Source organism: Pantoea sp. CS_6 (assembly GCF_041954745.1).
GTDB lineage: Bacteria > Pseudomonadota > Gammaproteobacteria > Enterobacterales > Enterobacteriaceae > Pantoea > Pantoea stewartii.
In genome coordinates, this window is the sequence record NZ_JAVAYG010000007.1 from 1 (window position 1) to 19,163 (window position 19,163).

19 protein-coding genes are annotated in these 19,163 nt (G+C 54.1%); 8 read left to right on the forward strand and 11 right to left on the reverse strand.

Translation table 11 applies throughout. The features are described 5' to 3' along the window. Window positions 1-261: 261 nt before the first annotated feature. Entirely contained in the window at window positions 262-822 is a 561-nt protein-coding gene (gmhB, locus tag RAC90_RS11920; protein WP_054634455.1) for a D-glycero-beta-D-manno-heptose 1,7-bisphosphate 7-phosphatase, read from the reverse strand. Between the two features lie 188 nt (window positions 823-1,010). Between gmhB and metN the strand changes: the two genes are divergently transcribed. From metN to proS, 6 genes are all read left to right on the forward strand, one after another. Continuing rightward, entirely contained in the window at window positions 1,011-2,042 is a 1,032-nt protein-coding gene (metN, locus tag RAC90_RS11925) for a methionine ABC transporter ATP-binding protein MetN (RefSeq protein ID WP_033740329.1), read from the forward strand. Continuing rightward, window positions 2,035-2,688, forward strand: coding sequence for a methionine ABC transporter permease MetI (locus RAC90_RS11930; RefSeq protein WP_375124369.1), 654 nt, complete (start codon window positions 2,035-2,037; stop codon window positions 2,686-2,688). The genes metN and RAC90_RS11930 overlap by 8 nt, the downstream gene beginning before the upstream one ends. 29 nt (window positions 2,689-2,717) lie before the next feature. Further along, window positions 2,718-3,533 (forward strand): MetQ/NlpA family lipoprotein, encoded by an 816-nt coding sequence (locus RAC90_RS11935; protein WP_033740328.1) that lies wholly within the window; start codon window positions 2,718-2,720, stop codon window positions 3,531-3,533. Between the two features lie 126 nt (window positions 3,534-3,659). Beyond that, the gene (gene rcsF / locus RAC90_RS11940; RefSeq protein WP_054634457.1) at window positions 3,660-4,058 is read left to right on the forward strand and encodes an Rcs stress response system protein RcsF; all 399 of its coding nucleotides are present in this window, start codon (window positions 3,660-3,662) and stop codon (window positions 4,056-4,058) included. Beyond that, window positions 4,055-4,759: a tRNA (N6-threonylcarbamoyladenosine(37)-N6)-methyltransferase TrmO gene (tsaA, locus tag RAC90_RS11945; protein WP_033740326.1), complete on the forward strand. Its 705-nt coding sequence runs from the start codon at window positions 4,055-4,057 to the stop codon at window positions 4,757-4,759. The genes rcsF and tsaA overlap by 4 nt, the downstream gene beginning before the upstream one ends. A gap of 89 nt (window positions 4,760-4,848) precedes the next feature. Next, entirely contained in the window at window positions 4,849-6,567 is a 1,719-nt protein-coding gene (proS, locus tag RAC90_RS11950; RefSeq protein WP_033740325.1) for a proline--tRNA ligase, read from the forward strand. 91 nt (window positions 6,568-6,658) lie between these two features. Here proS and arfB read toward each other — a convergent pair whose 3' ends face one another. Further along, window positions 6,659-7,069: an alternative ribosome rescue aminoacyl-tRNA hydrolase ArfB gene (gene arfB / locus RAC90_RS11955; RefSeq protein ID WP_006117783.1), complete on the reverse strand. Its 411-nt coding sequence runs from the start codon at window positions 7,067-7,069 to the stop codon at window positions 6,659-6,661. A gap of 217 nt (window positions 7,070-7,286) precedes the next feature. Here arfB and RAC90_RS11960 point away from each other — a divergent pair, with 217 nt between their 5' ends. Beyond that, on the forward strand, window positions 7,287-7,487 hold the full coding sequence (locus tag RAC90_RS11960) for a YaeP family protein (RefSeq protein ID WP_033740323.1): 201 nt from the start codon (window positions 7,287-7,289) through the stop codon (window positions 7,485-7,487). Beyond that, entirely contained in the window at window positions 7,474-7,734 is a 261-nt protein-coding gene (gene rof / locus RAC90_RS11965) for a Rho-binding antiterminator (RefSeq protein WP_033740322.1), read from the forward strand. Before RAC90_RS11960 ends, rof begins: the two co-directional genes overlap by 14 nt. 40 nt (window positions 7,735-7,774) lie before the next feature. Here the strand turns inward: rof and RAC90_RS11970 are convergent, their stop codons facing one another. The 9 genes from RAC90_RS11970 to lpxA all read right to left on the reverse strand — a co-directional run bounded on the left by RAC90_RS11970 (window position 7,775) and on the right by lpxA (window position 19,162). After that, window positions 7,775-8,083, reverse strand: coding sequence for a c-type cytochrome (locus tag RAC90_RS11970; RefSeq protein WP_375124370.1), 309 nt, complete (start codon window positions 8,081-8,083; stop codon window positions 7,775-7,777). Further along, window positions 8,080-9,387, reverse strand: coding sequence for a tRNA lysidine(34) synthetase TilS (tilS, locus tag RAC90_RS11975; protein ID WP_058702029.1), 1,308 nt, complete (start codon window positions 9,385-9,387; stop codon window positions 8,080-8,082). The genes RAC90_RS11970 and tilS overlap by 4 nt, the downstream gene beginning before the upstream one ends. Before the next feature lie 47 nt (window positions 9,388-9,434). Then, a complete protein-coding gene (locus tag RAC90_RS11980; RefSeq protein ID WP_033740319.1) occupies window positions 9,435-9,824 on the reverse strand; it encodes a VOC family protein in 390 nt (129 codons plus the stop codon). Between the two features lie 20 nt (window positions 9,825-9,844). Continuing rightward, complete coding sequence (locus tag RAC90_RS11985) at window positions 9,845-12,001, reverse strand: lysine decarboxylase LdcC (protein WP_375124371.1); 2,157 nt, start codon at window positions 11,999-12,001, stop codon at window positions 9,845-9,847. Window positions 12,002-12,122: 121 nt separating this feature from the next. After that, complete coding sequence (gene accA, locus RAC90_RS11990) at window positions 12,123-13,079, reverse strand: acetyl-CoA carboxylase carboxyl transferase subunit alpha (RefSeq protein WP_033740317.1); 957 nt, start codon at window positions 13,077-13,079, stop codon at window positions 12,123-12,125. Between the two features lie 12 nt (window positions 13,080-13,091). Further along, window positions 13,092-16,574 (reverse strand): DNA polymerase III subunit alpha, encoded by a 3,483-nt coding sequence (gene dnaE, locus RAC90_RS11995; protein ID WP_110267834.1) that lies wholly within the window; start codon window positions 16,572-16,574, stop codon window positions 13,092-13,094. 28 nt (window positions 16,575-16,602) lie between these two features. Then, window positions 16,603-17,229: a ribonuclease HII gene (gene rnhB / locus RAC90_RS12000; RefSeq protein ID WP_033740315.1), complete on the reverse strand. Its 627-nt coding sequence runs from the start codon at window positions 17,227-17,229 to the stop codon at window positions 16,603-16,605. Beyond that, a complete protein-coding gene (gene lpxB / locus RAC90_RS12005) occupies window positions 17,222-18,370 on the reverse strand; it encodes a lipid-A-disaccharide synthase (RefSeq protein ID WP_054688129.1) in 1,149 nt (382 codons plus the stop codon). The genes rnhB and lpxB overlap by 8 nt, the downstream gene beginning before the upstream one ends. A gap of 3 nt (window positions 18,371-18,373) precedes the next feature. Continuing rightward, window positions 18,374-19,162: an acyl-ACP--UDP-N-acetylglucosamine O-acyltransferase gene (gene lpxA, locus RAC90_RS12010; RefSeq protein WP_006117770.1), complete on the reverse strand. Its 789-nt coding sequence runs from the start codon at window positions 19,160-19,162 to the stop codon at window positions 18,374-18,376. Window position 19,163 lies beyond the last annotated feature (1 nt).

Sequence of the window (19,163 nt, forward strand, 5' to 3'; positions counted from 1 at the left end):
AAATTGTTAAAGAGCAGTGCAACCAGCGGGTTAACCGTCTGTTGCGAGGTGGCGTATTTTACGCTTTCCTCCTTCAGAGTCAACCTCTTTTTCAGAAGTTTTTCTCCGGCGAAAACTCCGGGGAGTTCTCTGCTGAACACCGCATTCCGTAAGCCGTTGTGCCGTGTCAGTGGAGGCGCATTATAGGGAAGCTTTCGCAGAGCGCAAGTGCAAATTTAAACTTTTTTGCTGTTCGTCTGAAATTTGCACAAAAGCGCTGTTTTAACCCTTTTTAATACGGGAAGGGAGCGCCGCAAGACTCTCTATTACCCAGTCAGCCAATGCCTCGCCTTCCGGCGTAACCGGCTTACCACTGCGCACTAACACTTTCTTACCGATACCGGCGGCCTGGGCGGCCTGCATATCTTCCAGCTTATCCCCTACCATATAAGACGCAGCCATATCGATATGCAGCTCTTCTTGCGCCGCCAGCAGCATGCCGGGTTGCGGTTTACGGCAGTCGCACTGCTGGCGATACGCTTCTACCGTTGCATCCGGGTGATGTGGACAGAAATAGATCCCATCGAGGTCGACATCGCGATCGGCCAGCGACCAGTCCATCCACTCGGTAAGCTGCATAAACTGATCTTCACTAAACATGCCACGTGCGATGCCAGACTGGTTTGTCACGACAACCAGCGCAAAGCCCATCTTTTTGAGTTGCTGCAACGCTTCAATTACACCATCGATAAACTGGAAATGATCGATTTCGTGGACATAGCCGTGATCAACATTGAGGGTGCCATCGCGATCGAGAAAAATGGCCGGGACTTTATTCGCCACGTAGAAACTCCTGCTATAAACATTGCCGCTCAGTATCGCACGATTGTCATAAAAGGGAGAATGCCCGTTTACATGACTTCGATTGATTTAGACGTCTGGATGCCTTAACATCCATCCAGCTTATGCATGCTGTCCTTTATGGCAGCACACCAGACCACGGATAATGCAAGACGGCAATAAATAACGTAATGATTAAATTAGAAAATATAACCAAAGTGTTCCAGCAAGGTTCGCGAACGATAAAGGCGTTATCTAACGTCAGCCTGCATGTCCCGGCCGGACAGATCTATGGCGTCATCGGCGCATCCGGTGCCGGAAAAAGTACGCTGATTCGTTGCGTGAATCTGCTCGAACGCCCTTCTTCAGGCCGCGTGTTGGTTGATGGCGCGGATTTAACGGCGCTGAGCGAACGACAGCTGACGCAGGCCCGCCGTCAGATTGGTATGATTTTTCAGCACTTCAACCTGATGAACTCCCGCACCGTCGCCGGCAATGTTGCGCTGCCATTAGAGTTGGGTAGCCTTTCTCGTGATGAAATTAAAAAGCGCGTCTCTGAGCTCCTGGAGCTGGTCGGCCTGGCGGATAAGCACGATGCCTGGCCTGCCAATCTCTCCGGCGGGCAAAAACAGCGTGTTGCCATTGCCCGCGCTCTGGCCAGTAACCCGAAAGTTCTGCTGTGTGATGAAGCCACCAGCGCATTAGATCCAGCGACCACGCGCTCAATTCTGGAATTACTGAAAGATATTAACCGCCGTCTGGGCCTGACTATTCTGTTAATTACCCATGAGATGGATGTGGTGAAACGCATCTGCGATCAGGTTGCGGTCATCAGCCAGGGTGAGCTGATCGAGAAAGACAGCGTAAGTGAAGTCTTCTCGCACCCCAAAACCCCGCTGGCGCAACAGTTCATCCAGTCAACCCTGCATCTGGATATTCCAGACGACTACCAGCAGCGCCTGTCGCCCGAAGCGGGCCCTGACAGCATGCCATTACTGCGTATGGAATTTACCGGCCAGTCCGTCGATGCTCCATTGCTGTCTGAAGCAGCGCGGCGTTTCAATATCAATAACAACATTATCAGTGCGCAGATGGATTACGCTGGCGGTGTGAAGTTTGGCATCATGCTGGCGGAAATTCACGGTAGCGAAAGCGATACACAAGCCGCCATTCAGTGGCTGCAGGAACATCATGTCAAAGTCGAGGTATTAGGTTATGTCTGAAGCGATGATTGCGCTGCTGGGGCGCGGCGTCTGGGAAACGTTGATGATGACCTTTGTCTCTGGCTTTTTCGGCTTCGTTCTGGGTTTACCGGTCGGCGTACTGCTGTATGTCACCCGTCCGGGACAGATTCTTGAAAACAAAGGGCTGTACCGTGTGCTGTCCGCCCTGGTTAACATTTTCCGCTCGATCCCTTTCATTATCCTCCTTGTGTGGATGATTCCGTTTACCCGCGTCATCGTTGGAACCTCTATTGGCTTACAGGCGGCCATCGTGCCCCTGACTGTCGGTGCGGCACCGTTTATTGCCCGTATGGTTGAAAATGCCCTGCTGGAACTCCCGACCGGGTTAATTGAAGCATCACGCGCGATGGGTGCCACGCCGATGCAAATCGTGCGCAAAGTCCTGCTGCCTGAAGCCCTGCCCGGTCTTGTTAACGCGGCCACCATTACGTTGATTACCCTGGTAGGTTACTCGGCGATGGGCGGCGCAGTCGGCGCGGGCGGCCTCGGACAAATTGGCTACCAGTATGGTTATATCGGATATAGCGCGACGGTGATGAATACGGTATTAGTGTTATTAGTCGTTTTGGTGTATCTCATACAATTCTGTGGCGACCGCATCGTGCGTGCTGTGTCCCATAAATAAGCAAGCAATATCACTATTAAGGAAAGGATATGTCTTTCAAATTTAAAAACATTGCCGCTGTGGGTGCATTAATTGGCGCGATTGCGCTGGCAGGATGCGATCAAAAAGCCAAAGATCCCAACCATATCAAAGTGGGCGTGATCGTCGGCGCTGAACAGCAGGTTGCCGAAGCGGCGGCCAAAGTGGCGAAAGATAAGTACGGTCTGGATGTTGAGCTGGTGACCTTTAATGACTATGTGCTGCCGAACGAAGCACTGAGCAAAGGCGATATCGATGTGAATGCGTTCCAGCACAAACCGTATCTGGATCAACAGATCAAAGATCGCGGTTACAAGCTGGTTTCTGTAGGTAACTCTTTTGTTTATCCGATTGCAGGCTATTCGAAAAAAATCAAATCGCTGGATCAACTGCAGGATGGCGCACAGGTTGCCATTCCTAACGACCCAACCAACCTGGGCCGTTCGCTGCTGCTGCTGCAGAAAGTAGGCCTGATCAAGCTGAAAGACGGTGTGGGCCTGCTGCCAACCTCGCTGGATATCGTTGAGAATCCAAAACACCTGAAGATTGTTGAGCTGGAAGCGCCACAGCTGCCACGTTCACTGGACGATCAGCAAATCGCCCTGGCCGTGATCAACACCACTTACGCCAGCCAGATTGGCCTGACGCCGGCGAAAGATGGCATCTTTGTGGAAGATAAAGACTCCCCTTACGTGAACCTGATTGTGGCGCGTGAAGACAACAAAGACGCGGAAAATGTGAAGAAATTCGTGCAGGCTTATCAGTCTGACGAAGTGGCTGACGCGGCCAATAAAGTGTTTAACGGTGGTGCCGTTAAAGGCTGGTAAGGTCGTCTGATCTTTTCCCTCAGGGCGGCTTTTAGCCGCCCTTTCTGTTATTGCCATTTGCTGACTTGTTATTTATCCGTGTCCTTGTTTCAATAACGCCACTTTTTGACACTTGAGGATGTTGCTATGCGTTTTTTACCGCTCTGCTTGTTAGCATTGATGCTGACAGGGTGTGTTCGGGAGTATCACCCAATAAGCAGCGCACCTTCTCATCCGCAGCAATCCAGCGAACCGACACGTAAGCCAGCGTATCGTCCCGCCCCCGTTAAGGTGTACACCGATGCTGCCGATCTGGTGAGCAAGCCCTTCCGCGATCTGGGTGAAGTCTCCGCAGAAGATTGCCAGATGAGCAATCAGAGTTCACCGCCCAATATCGCTACCGCGCGTAAACGTATGCAGATTAAAGCCGCACAGATGAAAGCTAATGCGGTACTGCTTCACAAATGTGAAATCGTGAGCAGCACCCCGGGCTGCTACCGTCAGGCTGTCTGCCAGGGTTCGGCGCTGAAAGTCACTAGTCAATGAGTGATTTTGCCTTTGCGCAGATCGGCGTAATCCGTTCGCCGTGGAAAGAGAAGTTCGCTGTCCCGCGTCAGCCTGGTCTGGTTCAGGACGGCGGCGGCGAACTGCATCTTTTGCCGCCTTATAATCAGGCAGAGGCCGTGCGCGGCCTGGAAGACTTCAGCCATCTCTGGGTGCTGTTTGTTTTTCATCAGACCCTGGAAGGCGGCTGGCGTCCGACCGTTCGCCCGCCCCGCCTGGGCGGTAACGCGCGCATGGGCGTTTTTGCTACGCGATCGACCTTTCGCCCTAATCCGATTGGGATGTCGCTGATTGAGCTCAAAGGCATCCGCTGCGCGAAGCAACAGGTCATTCTGGAGCTGGGCAGTCTGGATCTGGTGGACGGCACGCCGGTGGTCGATATCAAGCCCTATCTGCCCTTCGCCGAAGCCCTGCCTGAGGCGAGAGCGGGTTTTGCGCAGTCCGCGCCGGAAAGCAGCATGCCTGTGCGGTTTTCGCCGCTGGCCGGGCAGCAGTTGCAGCAGTATGCGCGCTATCCCTATCTTGCCCGCTTTATCCGTGAGGTTCTTGCGCAGGATCCGCGCCCCGCTTACCGTAAAGGTGAGGAAAAGGATCGCATTTATGCCGCCTCGCTGCTTGAGTTTACTGTGCGCTGGCGCGTTGATCACGCAGGCACGGAAGTCGTGGCCATCGATCCGCGTTAAAACCCGCTTTTTAGCCGGTGATCTCACTGGTACACTAGCCGCCAGCCTATTTTTGTCCGTGAATTTCCGATCAACTGGAATTGTAATCAATGCGTACTACTCAATATCTGCTCTCTACTCAGAAAGAGACACCGTCTGACGCGGAAGTGATCAGCCACCAGCTGATGCTGCGTGCTGGCATGATCCGTAAACTGGCCTCAGGGTTATATACCTGGCTGCCAACCGGACTGCGCGTATTAAAAAAAGTCGAAAACATCGTTCGCGAAGAAATGAACAACGCCGGTGCCATTGAGATTTCAATGCCTGTGGTCCAACCCGCAGACCTGTGGCAGGAGAGCGGCCGCTGGGAGCAGTACGGTCCAGAATTACTGCGTGTTGCCGATCGTCATGAACGTCCGTTTGTGCTCGGCCCAACGCATGAAGAAGTGATTACCGATCTGATTCGTAATGAGCTGAGCTCTTATAAACAGCTGCCGCTGAATCTGTATCAAATTCAGACCAAATTCCGTGATGAAGTGCGCCCACGTTTTGGCGTGATGCGTTCGCGCGAGTTCATCATGAAAGATGCCTACTCCTTCCATACCACGCAGGAATCACTGCAGGAAACCTATGACGCGATGTACCGCGCTTATAGTCAGATCTTCAGCCGTATGGGTCTGGATTTCCGTGCCGTGCAGGCGGACACCGGCTCGATTGGTGGCAGTGCCTCACATGAGTTCCAGGTACTGGCACAGAGCGGCGAAGATGATGTGATCTTCTCAACCGACTCTGACTATGCGGCGAACATTGAACTGGCCGAAGCCGTGGCACCGGCGGGCGAACGCCCTGCGCCTCAGGAAACAATGCGTCAGATCGATACACCGAATGCCAAAACCATCGCCGATCTGGTGAATCAGTTCCAGATGCCGATTGAGAAAACCGTGAAGACGCTGATGGTCAAGGGTGCAGAGGGAAGCGGTCATGCTCTGGTTGCCTTCCTGGTCCGCGGCGATCACGAACTGAACGAAATTAAGGCTGAAAAATCGCCGCTGGTTGCGTCACCGCTGGTTTTCGCGACCGAAGAAGAGATTCGTGCCGTGGTGGGTGCTGGCTTTGGTTCGCTGGGGCCGGTCGGGTTGACGATGCCGATTATCGCAGACCGTACCGTGGCGAAGATGAGTGATTTCTGCGCCGGTGCAAATGTGGACGGTAAGCACTACGTTGGCATTAACTGGGAACGCGATCTGCCCATGGCCGAGGTTGCTGATATCCGTAATGTGGTAGAAGGCGATCTGAGCCCGGACGGCAAAGGCACATTGCAGATCAAACGTGGTATCGAAGTAGGCCATATTTTCCAGTTGGGCACCAAATACTCCGAAGCGATGAAAGCGGCCGTTCAGGGTGAAGATGGTCGTAATCAGGTCATGACGATGGGGTGCTACGGCATCGGTATTACCCGTGTAGTGGCGGCGGCGATCGAGCAGAACCATGACGATCGCGGTATCATCTGGCCTGCGGCACTGGCCCCGTTCGACGTAGCGATTCTGCCAATGAACATGCAGAAATCATTCCGCGTAAAAGAGTTAGCGGAAGAACTGTACAACACGCTGCGCGCGAAAGGCGTCGAGGTGATTCTGGATGACCGTAAAGAACGTCCAGGCGTTATGTTCGCCGATATGGAACTGATTGGCGTCCCGCATACCATCGTGATTGGCGATCGCAATCTTGATAACCAGGAGATCGAATACAAAGCCCGTCGTGCCGGTGAAAAGCAGATGATTAAGCAGGATGAGATTGTCGATTTCCTGCTCAAGGCACTGAACAAGTAAGCCTGCCATAACGCCCCTTCATGGGGCGTTTTTTTTAACGCATGGTCGACTCTGTTCTCCTGACGACCACAGGTAATTCTCTGGCCACGTCTTACAGCACTTTACCGCGCAATGCTTTGGTCTGGCTGCGCCGTGATTTCCCTTCCAGCCTGCGCGCTTTCGACGCGCGTGTCGGTCGTGTTGAGCGCCGGACTTTCTCTACCTTCGTGAGCTCCTGAATCAAATTCACCAGCCGTTGCAGCGCCGCTTCGCGGTTCATCTCCTGGCTGCGGTATTCCTGCGCCTTGATGATAATCGTCCCGTCGCCGGTAATTAAATGATGGCTGGCACTGAGCAACCGCTCTTTATAAAACGGCGGCAGGGAAGACGCGGCGATATCAAAACGCAGATGAATAGCGGTGCTGGTTTTGTTGACGTGCTGGCCCCCTGCCCCCTGCGCCCGAATGGCCGTCAGTTCAATTTCATTGTCTGGCAGCTCGACATTCCGTGACAGCGCAATCATCGTCCACCCGCCTTTGTCCGGTTCCCGTTTTTTCGCTCTGACCTGTTCATCAACTTAACCTTTCGTGCTTTATCCTGAAACGTCTGATACGGCGTAGTCCGCTACTTTAGCAGTGATTTGCTCGCTGTTCCTGCTTTCGCCTGGCTGATTTTCTTGAAATGCCTGTGATATAGTCGCAAATCAACCAGAGTATTTATGCTCTGCTGAGGAGGTGCCCGTGCAAAAATATTGTGAGTTAGTTCGCCAAAAATATGCCGAAATTGGCAGCGGAGATCTGGGCTATATTCCCGATGCCATCGGCTGCGCGCTTAACGCGCTTGATGCTATTGCCGCGAATGCTGCGCTAAACTCTTCTCTCAGGGAACAGGCGGCTTATGCCGCCGCAAACTTATTGGTGAGCGACTATGTTGATGAATGAAGCTTATAAACCCATCAATTGCGATGACTACGATAATCTGGAACTCGCCTGCCAAAAAAACTGGATGCTGTCGCTGGCGTTAAAAGATGGCGAGCAGCTAAAGGCAAAGGCCAGGGACATCCTTTCACGTAAAAACGTGGAGTATCTGGCCATTGAACTGTCCGGTGAAACGCGCGAGTTACGTCTCGATCATATTGCCAGTTTTAGCCATCCTGAACTCGGCACCGTCGTGGTCAGCGAAGAGTAATTCACTTCCCGTCGGGCGGGATGCATTCCCGCCCATCTCATCAGGGCTTTACCGAACTGTAGTACGCCGCTAAATCTGTTATCTCCTCATCGCTGAGCCCCGCAACAAACGCTTTCATCACCTCTGCCTGACCACCGTTGCGCTCTCCCTTCTTATAGGCCTGTAGCGCGTGCGCGAGATAAGCGGCGTTTTGGCCCGCCAGGCTGGGATAAAGGGGAACCGTCGCAATGCCTTTCGGACCATGGCACGCCGTACAGGCCGCCGAACGCTGTTCGCCCGCGTGAATATCGCCTGCAGCACAAGCCGGAAACAACGTAAAAAACGTTAATGCCACTATCCATTGCCTCACAACGATACTCCTGTAGGTTTGTGCCAGTGAATCTGCCAGCCCTGTGCCTCCCCTGCTGCGCCTTCACGGGTCACGAACAGGCCGGGCGCACAAATAAGCGTTTGATTATAATAAATGAGCGGAATACGTTCCCGCTGCCATGACGGGATATTCAACGCCTGCCAGATTTTCTTCATCTCGCGCCCGCCCGCGCGATCCACAATATGCACGTACCCTGTCGCGTGAAAACGCACAAATACCTGTTCCTCCGGCGTCGGTCGTCGTAGTGAAGGCATTGTATAATCGGGCTGCAGCGTGCCGATATGCTGCGGCAGGGGCAATGTCTGGTTGAGATTCTTCCAGGCGATTTCGCAGTCGCGTAACGAGTCTCTGATCGGCAAAATATAAAGCCGCTGGCGATAACGGCGAATTTCGCTGTGGCCTAACCGTAGCCGTGGCTGGGCATCTTCACGACTCAGCATCACTTCCTGACGAATGCGGCGCAACGCATCGCGCGAGGGCATTTGCGCGCCCTGTCCGGCCAGCCAGCGACGCAGCAAAGCATTACTGCGCACTTCACTCATGGTCAGTAACGCGGAGAAACACAGGCTACCGTCCGGCTGAATCAGCGCAGCGAGTTGTTCCGCCAGCAACTCATCCAGCAGTTGCTCCTGCTCAGCACAGAGTGCCGCACTGCGCGCCGTCGCACTGGCGAAATGGGGCCAGCGTGCCACGACGGCCGGTAAGAGTTGCTGACGAAGAAAATTGCGGTCGTAACGCACATCCTGATTGCTCTCATCTTCAACCCATTGCAACTGATGCGTTTGGGCATACAGCTCTAATGACTGCCGGGAACAGCTTAACAGCGGGCGAACCAGAGGGTTTTTACCCAGAGAGCCCGCCACCGGCATGGCCGCCAGACCGGCCGGGCCACTGCCGCGTTTCAGGGCCAGCAGGACGGTTTCACACTGGTCGTCCAGGTGCTGTGCGGTAAGGAGTTTCTCATCCGCATGGAGCGCCTGGTGCAATGCCCGATAACGCGCCTGCCGCGCCGCCGCTTCAATGCCATCGCCCTGATCGGTTACCTGCACGCGCAGGATCTCGCAGGGGATCTGCCATGTTGCGCACAGGGTCTGGCAATGCGCCGCCCAGTGGTCGGCATTAGCACTGAGGCCATGATGGACATGCAGCGCTCGCAACCGCGAGGCCGGATGGTGCTGTTGCCAGTCCCGCAGCTTATGCAGCAGGACGGTAGAATCCAGGCCACCGCTAAACGCCACTACCAGCGCGTCGTTTTCATTCAGCAGTGCGTCAAAATCAGACATGATAATTCCATAACTCAGGCAGTGGGACGAGCCATAAAGCCGCCAGTTTACGCCTGATACAATTCAAGCGGCAAACCATCCGGGTCAGCAAAAAAGGTACAGGGTTTCCCGGTAAGCGCGTCAATGCGAATGGGTTCGCATGTCACGCCCTGCGTGTCCAGATAGCGCACCGCGGCTTCCACGTCCGGCACGCTGAAAGCCAGATGGCGAAGGCCACAGGCTTCCGGCTGACTGACCCGGGCGGGCGGGTGTGGAAAGGAAAACAGCTCAATGGTGTACTGACCGTTTAACGCCAGATCGCCTTTCCACGAATCGCGCGCTTCGCGGTAGTGCTCACTTTGCAGTTCAAATCCCAGTATGTCGCAGTAAAAGGCTTTACTGCGATGATAATCTGACGCAATGATGGCGATATGGTGAATGTGCGTTAGCTGTAGCATGTTTGCTCCCTGTTGGTCCTTCATTCCTGTTCCCCGCTCTGTTTCAGCACACGTACCCGATATTCACCTTCATCGGTTAGCGTCGCGCCGTGAATATCTGTCTCAAAGCCAGGATAGTGGCGCCCAATGCTACACAGCATGAGCAGGAAGTCGAGCACGGCGCGGCTTTGTTCTGTGATCATTTCGCCAGGCATCACCAGCGGTACACCGGGAGGATAAGGCAATATCATGTTGGCAGAGATACGGCCCACCAGCTCATTTATGTTTACGGTCTCAATATTGCCTTTCACCTGCTGCTGGAACGCCTGATGCGGCGTCATTTTCATCTCAGGTAAGACATCAAAGGCTTTCAGCATCAGACGCGGCAGGTCATGTTGCTGAATCAGGCGATGAATCCCCTGCGCCAGCGTCTGGATGCGCATCGTGCGGTAAAAGTCGGGATCTTCCGCATACAGATCCGGCAGCATGTTTTTTAGGCGCAGATTCAGGTCGTAGGCGCGCTTAAATTCGGTTAATCCACGCAGCACGCTCATCGCCTTGGTCTTGTCGATGCCAATACTGAACAAGAACAACAGGTTATACGGACCGGTCTTTTCCACCACAATCCCACGCTCATCAAGGAATTTCGCCACCAGCGCAGCGGGGATCCCCTCTTCGGCCATTTCTCCTAACTCGCTCATGCCCGGTGTAAGGATGGTGACTTTGATCGGATCGAGATACATATGATCGCGATCGGCCTGGGTGAATCCATGCCACGCTTCGTCTCCCGGCTGGATCGGCCAGCACTGCGCTTCATCCACATGCTCTGGTTGCCAGATATCAAAGAACCAGCTGTCCGACTCTTCGCGCAACCGCTGTATTTCACGACGAAAATGTAACGCGCGCTCGACTGACCGATTGATGAGCCTTTTCCCCGGATTCCCCCGCAGCATGGCGGCGGCTGTTTCAATAGAGGAAACAATCGCGTAATTGGGCGATGTGGTGGTGTGCATCATGTAGGCTTCATTAAAGGTTTGTTCGTCGTACTCGCCTTTGATGTGAATTAATGAGGCCTGCGAAAAGGCAGCCAGCAGTTTATGCGTGGACTGAGTTTCATAAATCACCTTGCCCGGTATCCGCTCACCGCTCATGCCGCTTTTCCCCTCATAGATAGGGTGAAAATTGGTGTAAGGCACCCAGGCCGAATCAAAGTGAATCGAGGGGACGTCGAGCGTTTGCTTGATGTACTGCGTGTTATAAAGCAAACCGTCGTAGGTCGAGTTAGTAATTACTGCATGAACGGGCCAGCTGGCGCGCGGCGTGGCAGCCACTTTCTGTTCAATGCTGGTACGGGTAAATTCTTTTTGCGGAATGCCGCCCAGAATGCCTAAGGCATTGCGTGTGGGTTTTAGCCAGACAGGAATCAGATCGCTCATCATCAGCAAGTGGGTAAGCGACTTGTGGCAGTTGCGGTCAACCAGAATCGTGCTGCCTGCCGGCGCGGCATACATGCCCACGATCTTGTTCGAAGTCGAGGTGCCGTTAGTCACCATATAGCTCTGTTCCGCACCGAACGTGCGGGCGATGTACTCTTCGGCCTCAAGATGTGGTCCGGTATGATCCAGCAGCGAGCCCAGCTCAGTCACCGAAATCGAAATATCCGACTTAAGCGTATTCGCGCCAAAGAAGTCATAGAACAAACAGCCCACCGGGCTTTTCTGGAAGGCCGTCCCGGCCATATGGCCCGGAGTGCAGAACGTGTACTTTCCCTCTTTCACATAGGTGAACAACGCTTTGGTTAACGGTGGTGTAATGTGGTCGAGGTAATCATCCGTGTACTGGCGGATGTGCAAGGCGATATCGTCGGCCGCATTCAGCGCGTACTCAAAAAAATGCAGCGGTAGCCGCATCTCATTGATGCTGATATCCATTTGCGAGTGGGTATTAATAAAGGCATACAGGGGCAGGTATTCATTGAGCTGATTAATTTCACCGCACAGCTCAGGGCTGTTGTGCTCATCCCAGTCAAAAATCACACCGCTGATACGGGGATTGTGTTCAATCAGTTTGAGAAGATCATCTGTGTTTTTAGGCCGTATGAGCTGAAAACCTTGCTGACTCAGTGCTACATCCAACTCGCGTAACGGTTCATCTTTGTAAAACACGCCATGCGCGCCCATGATCGCCAGAATATTCAATGCACATCTCCCTGATTGTTGAGGCATTGAGTAAGCATAGCGAATTACGCCACGAAACCGCAGTCAGATTCGTGGCATAAAAAAAGCGGACCGGAGTCCGCTTTTACGTCACAGCACTGAATCAGGCGTAGCCATAACTCATCAGACGCTGATAACGGCGATCTAATAATTCTTCGGTGCTTAACCCTTCCAGGTCAGCCAGATCGGCCAGCAGTTGCTGTTTTAGCGTCTGCGCCATTTCGACCGGATGGCGATGCGCGCCGCCCAGTGGCTCAGGGATGACCGAATCAATCAGCTTAAGCTCTTTCAGACGCGGCGCGGTAATGCCCATCGCTTCTGCGGCCAGCGGCGCTTTATCGGCGCTTTTCCACAGAATAGAGGCACAGCCTTCCGGTGAAATGACCGAATAGGTGCTGTACTGCAGCATGTTCACTTTGTCGCCCACGCCGATAGCCAGTGCGCCACCCGAACCGCCCTCACCGATAACAGTACAGATGACCGGTACTTTCAGGCCTGACATTTCGCGCAGGTTGCGTGCGATAGCTTCAGACTGACCGCGCTCTTCCGCGCCCACGCCCGGATACGCACCCGGCGTGTCGATAAAGGTGATGATAGGCATTTTAAAGCGTTCGGCCATTTCCATCAGGCGCAACGCTTTGCGATAGCCTTCCGGTGCCGGCATACCAAAATTACGGCGAATCTTCTCTTTGGTTTCGCGCCCTTTCTGGTGACCGATGATCATCACAGGACGGCCGTCGAGGCGGGCAATCCCGCCGACAATCGCTTTGTCATCCGCATAAGCGCGGTCACCCGCAAGCTCATCGAAATCGTCAAACGCATTGCGCACATAATCAAAGGTATAAGGACGTAATGGATGTCGCGCCAGTTGGGCGATTTGCCATGCGCCCAAATCGGCGAAGATTTTACGTGTCAGCTCAACGCTTTTCTCGCGCAGACGCTTAACTTCTTCGTCGAGATTGACGTGTTTATCGTCCTGACGACCAATCGAGGTAAGCGAATCAATTTTTGCTTCCAGTTCTGCGATTGGCTGTTCAAAATCCAGGTAATTAAGACTCATAATGTTCCTGTTTTAGTCAAACTCCAGTTCTACCTGCTCCGATCCAATTAACGACCGCAAATCGTTGAGTAAACGATCGCTGGGCGATATTCGCCACGCTGCACCAAAGCGTAGCTTCGCTCGCGCGTCGGCTCTCTGATAGTAGAGATGCACCGGAATTGTCCCTGAACGATGAGGCTCAAGGGACTGACGGAGTCGGTTTAATAGCTGGTCATCAATTTGCCTGTCTGTCAGCGAGATAGCAAGTCCGCGCGCGTATTTTTCACGCGCTTCATCTATGTCCATGACTTCACGGGCGGTCATTTTAAGGCCACCACTAAAGTCATCAAAGCTGACCTGTCCGCTGACGATCAGGATACGGTCTTTCTCCAGCAGTTGCTGGTATTTATCTAACGCATCGGTAAATAACATGACTTCAAGACGGCCAGAGCGGTCGTCCAGTGTACAAATACCAATTCGGTTGCCGCGTTTGGTCACCATTACACGCGCAGCAATCACCAGGCCTGCCGCGACGGTAATCTTACCACGATCGGTCGGATGCATATCTTTCAAACGCATCCCACCCACGTAACGCTCAATTTCTTTCAGATACTGGTTAATCGGGTGGCCGGTCAGATACAAACCCAGGGTTTCCCGTTCACCGTCCAGTTGCACCTGTTCCGGCCATGGCGTGACGCTGGCGTAAGACTGTTCGACCTGCTCAGGCTCATCGGCCAGCACGCCAAACATGTCGGCCTGACCGATTGCTTCCGCTTTAGCATGCTGATCTGCCGCTTTCAGCGCATCGTTCAGTGCGCTCATCAGGGCGGCACGATGTGGGCCCAGACGATCAAAGGCGCCGGACATGATCAACTTTTCCATCACGCGGCGATTGATCTTTTTGGTATCCGTTCGCGCGCAGAGATCGAACAGTTCGCGGAAGTAACCGCCTTCGTTACGCGCATCGATGATCGCTTCGATCGGCCCTTCCCCCACACCTTTGATGGCGCCGATACCGTAAACGATCTCGCCCTCATCATTAACGTGGAACTGATACAGACCCGAGTTAATGTCCGGCGGCAGGACTTTCAGCCCCATGCGCCAGCATTCATCTACCAGACCCACCACTTTTTCTGTGTTGTCCATATCCGCCGTCATCACAGCCGCCATGAATTCCGCTGGATAGTGCGCTTTCAGCCATAAGGTCTGATAAGACACCAGCGCGTAAGCGGCGGAGTGCGACTTGTTAAAGCCATAACCCGCGAATTTCTCTACCAGATCGAAGATTTTCATCGACAGTTCGCCATCGATGCCCATCTTTTCCGCGCCCTCTTTAAAAACAGAGCGCTGTTTGGCCATCTCTTCAGGCTTCTTCTTACCCATGGCGCGACGCAGCATGTCCGCCCCGCCCAGCGTATAGCCGGACAGGACCTGGGCAATCTGCATGACCTGTTCCTGGTAGAGGATAATGCCGTAGGTCGGCTCCAGTACCGGCTTCAGGCTTTCGTGTTGCCACTGAATATCCGGGTAAGAGATGGCTTCCCGACCGTGCTTACGGTCAATGAAGTTATCAACCATGCCCGACTGTAAGGGCCCCGGACGGAACAGGGCCACAAGCGCGATCATATCTTCAAAACAGTCAGGCTTCAGGCGCTTAATCAGATCTTTCATGCCGCGCGATTCAAGCTGGAAAACCGCGGTGGTTTCCGCGCGCTGCAGCATGTCGAAGCTCTTTTTGTCTTCAAGCGGAATGGTTGCGATATCGATCGGCGGTAAGCCCTGCTTTTCGCGGCGCGGGTTAATCATTTTCAGCGCCCAGTCAATGATGGTGAGCGTTCGCAACCCCAGGAAGTCAAACTTCACCAGGCCCGCATATTCCACATCATTTTTATCGAACTGGGTTACCGGATACTGACCGTTTTCATCACAATACAGCGGTGCAAAATCGGTGATCTTGGTTGGCGCGATCACCACGCCACCCGCATGTTTACCGGCGTTTCGGGTTACCCCTTCCAGCTTCCGCGCCATATCGATAAGCGCTTTAACCTCTTCATCCGCCTCATAAATTTCAGGCAGCTGCGGTTCCGAGGCAAAGGCTTTGTCCAGCGTCATGCCCGGATCGGGCGGCACCAGTTTTGAAATACGATCGACAAAACCATAGGGATGGCCCAGCACGCGGCCCACGTCACGAATGACCGCCTTGGCCGCCATCGTACCGAAGGTAATAATCTGGGATACCGCTTCGCGGCCGTACATATCGGCCACGTGTTCAATCACCTGGTCACGTTTTTCCATACAGAAATCGACGTCGAAATCGGGCATGGAAACGCGTTCAGGGTTAAGAAAACGTTCGAACAGCAGGTCGAACTCAAGGGGATCGAGATCGGTAATTTTGAGCGCATAGGCCACCAGCGAACCGGCCCCCGAACCGCGTCCCGGCCCTACCGGTACGCCGTTATCTTTCGACCACTGGATAAACTCCATTACGATCAGGAAGTAGCCGGGGAATCCCATCTGGTTGATTACGTTCAGTTCAACGTCCAGACGTTCATCGTATTCCGGCCGTTTTTCCGCCCGCACGGCTTCATCCGGGAACAGCATCGCCAGACGCTCTTCCAGCCCCTCACGGGATTTCATTACCAGGAAATCCTCGGTGGTCATGTCGCCCGTCGGGAACTGCGGCAGAAAGTACTCACCCAGTCTGACGGTGACGTTACAACGCTTAGCAATCTCTACGCTGTTTTCGAGCGCTTCAGGGATGTCTGCGAACAACTCGCACATCTCGTCTTCGCTGCGCATATATTGCTGAGGACTGTAATTACGGGGCCGTTTAGGATCGTCCAGCGTATAACCATCATGAATGGCGACGCGAATTTCATGCGCATCAAAGTCCTCTTCATTCAGGAAGCAGACCTCGTTCGTGGCCACAACCGGGATGCCTTCGGCAATCGCCAGCTCAACGGCGGCGTGCAGATAGGTTTCTTCATCGGGTCGTCCGGTACGTACCAGTTCCAGGTAATAGCGATCGGCAAAATGTTGCTGATAAAATGCCAGGCACTCTGAAACCAGTGCGCTGTTACCGCGCAGCAGACTGCGCCCCACATCTCCACGACGGCCACCTGACAACAGGATCAGGCCTTCCTGTAATTCAGCCAGCCAGTCACGATCGATTATCGGACCGGCCACACCGTAACCGCGTTGATACGCGCGGGAAATGAGTAACGTGAGGTTTTGATAGCCGGTGTTGTTGGCCGCCAGCACCGTAATCTGGGTCAGTTCATCCCCCATCAGCTCACTGGCAACGTTAAAATCCGCCCCGATAATCGGTTTGATCCCCGCCCCATGCGCACCACCGTAAAATTTCACCAGACCACACAGGTTGGTGAAGTCGGTAATCGCCATGGCTGGCATGCCTAACGCAGCCGCTTTCTTAATCAGCGGGCCGGTTTTCGCCAGGCCGTCGATCATGGAATAGTCGCTGTGAACATGCAGATGTATAAAACGGGGTTCGGCCATATCAGTTTCCGGTTAAAACAGGGGCGGATTAGCGCAGCGTGGAGGCGCTGCTCGCCAGCACTTCGGCATCGATGAGCGCATTACGCACCGGCGCAAAGCTGCGGCGGTGATGTGGTGTTGCGCCATACTGCGTTAACTTTTCCATATGTAACGCCGTAGGATAACCTTTATGTTGCGCAAAACCATACTGCGGAAACAACAAATCCAGCTCTGCCATTTCACGATCGCGCGTGACTTTGGCGATGATCGAGGCCGCACTGATTTCAGCAACCAGGCTGTCGCCTTTTACTACGGCCAGTGATGGCACAGGCAAGGCCGGACAGCGATTGCCGTCAATCAGCACATAATCAGGCGTGATCGCCAGGCCGGCCACCGCGCGCTGCATCGCCAGCATCGTGGCATGCAGAATATTCAGGCTGTCGATCTCTTCCGGTTCGGCACGGCCCAGACTCCAGGCCAGCGCATGCTCTTTAATCTGATCAAACAGCGCCAGCCGACGTTTCTCTGAGAGCTTTTTCGAATCGGCCAGGCCCGGAATGGGTTTCGCCGGATCGAGAATTACCGCCGCAGTCACCACCGCACCAACCAGCGGGCCGCGCCCCACTTCATCCACACCGGCAATCAGTCGGGCGTTGGGATAGATAAAATCAGCCATTGGCGAGCTCCAGTACCGCATTTGCGGCTTGTTCGTCCGCATTCCAGCGAATCTGCTGGTGCAGTTCGTGGAAGGTCTGCAATAACGTTTCGCGTTCATGACTGGCATGTAACAGCGGATCCAGCGCCGCAGCCAGCGCTTCGGGTTGGCACTCATCCTGCAGCAGTTCTTTGACCAGCTCTCGCCCGGCCAGCAGGTTAGGCAACGAAACGTAGTCAGTTTTGACCAGGCGTTTTGCCAGCCAGAAGGTAAACGGCTTCATTCGGTAGCCCACGACCATGGGGCATTTCGCCAGCATGCATTCAAGCGCCGCGGTGCCGGACGCCAGCAGCGCAGCATCACTGGCCACCATCGCTTCACGGCCCTGCCCGTCCAGCAGATGCACGGGCAGCTCCGGCGCAACCTGCGCTTTGATTTGCTCAAACTGCTCGCGGCGCTTCGGGTTAACCAGCGGTACCACAATTTCCAGCGCCGGATAGCGCTTACGCAGTATCTGCGCCGTTTTAAGAAAGTCAGCACTCAGCATGTCAACTTCGGCACCGCGACTGCCGGGCAATAACGCCAGACACTGGGCATTGTCGTCAATGCCCAGATGGCGACGGGCGGCGGCTTTGTCGGGCTGTAGCGGCATAGCATCCGCCATGGTGTGGCCGATAAAACGGCACGGGACACCGAAACGATCGTAAAAGGCTTTTTCAAACGGCAGAAATGCCAGCACCAGATCGGTGTTGCGACCGATTTTGAACACCCGTTTTTGCCGCCAGGCCCAGACAGAGGGACTGACGTAATGAATCGTGCGAATGCCTGCGCGCTTAAGATTACCTTCCAGCGTGATATTGAAATCCGGTGCGTCAATACCGACAAACACATCGGGTTTCAGCGAGATAAAGCGCTGTGTCAGATCGCGACGAATAGCCAGCAAGCGGCGCAATCGTCCCAGCACTTCCACAATGCCCATCACCGCCAGTTCTTCCATTTCGTACCAGGCTTCACAGCCTTCGGCCTGCATCAATGGGCCTGCGACGCCAACAAACCGGGCATCAGGATGACGCGCTTTTAAGGCACGAATCAGGCCTGCACCAAGGATGTCGCCAGAGGTTTCTCCGGCGACGACGGCTATCGTAAGGGGACGCGCTGACATGAATTAGCGAATTAATCCACGAGTTGAACGGGCAAAAAAGTCATAGAAAGGCTGCACTTCACTGTGTTGCTGAGCAATCGCTTCGATTTCTGGCTTAACCTCATCCAGCGTTCTGCCGCTGCGGTAAAGCAACTTATAGGCATTACGAATCGCGTGCAGTGACTCTTTGCTGAAGCCGCGACGTTTCAGGCCTTCAATATTGATTCCGAATGGCGTCGCGTGATTCCCCTGTGCAATAACATAGGGCGGCACATCCTGAGCAACGCCTGAACACCCGCCAACCATCACATGCGCGCCAATGGTGCACCACTGGTGCACAGCGGTCATACCGCCAATGATGGCGAAATCATCCACCGTGACATGGCCGCCCAGCGTGGCGTTGTTGGCCATGATGCAGCGGTTGCCGATCACACAGTCATGGGCGATGTGGACGTTAACCATCAGCAGGTTGTCGCTGCCGACAACCGTGACATTCGTGCCCTGCGTCGTGCCGCGATGAATGGTGACGCTTTCACGGATTCGGTTACGATCGCCAATCTCAACCCGGGTAGGTTCGCCCGCGTATTTTAAATCCTGATTCACTTCACCAATGGAGGCGAACTGATAGATCTGATTGTCTTTACCGATACGTGTATGGCCATTCACCACAACGTGTGACTTGAGTACGGTTCCTTCACCAATTTCAACATTCGCCCCGATAAAGCAGAACGGGCCGATATGAACGCCAGGGCCGATGATGGCCCCGTCTTCAATGACAGAACTGGGATGGATGTTGGCGGTTGGATCAATCACG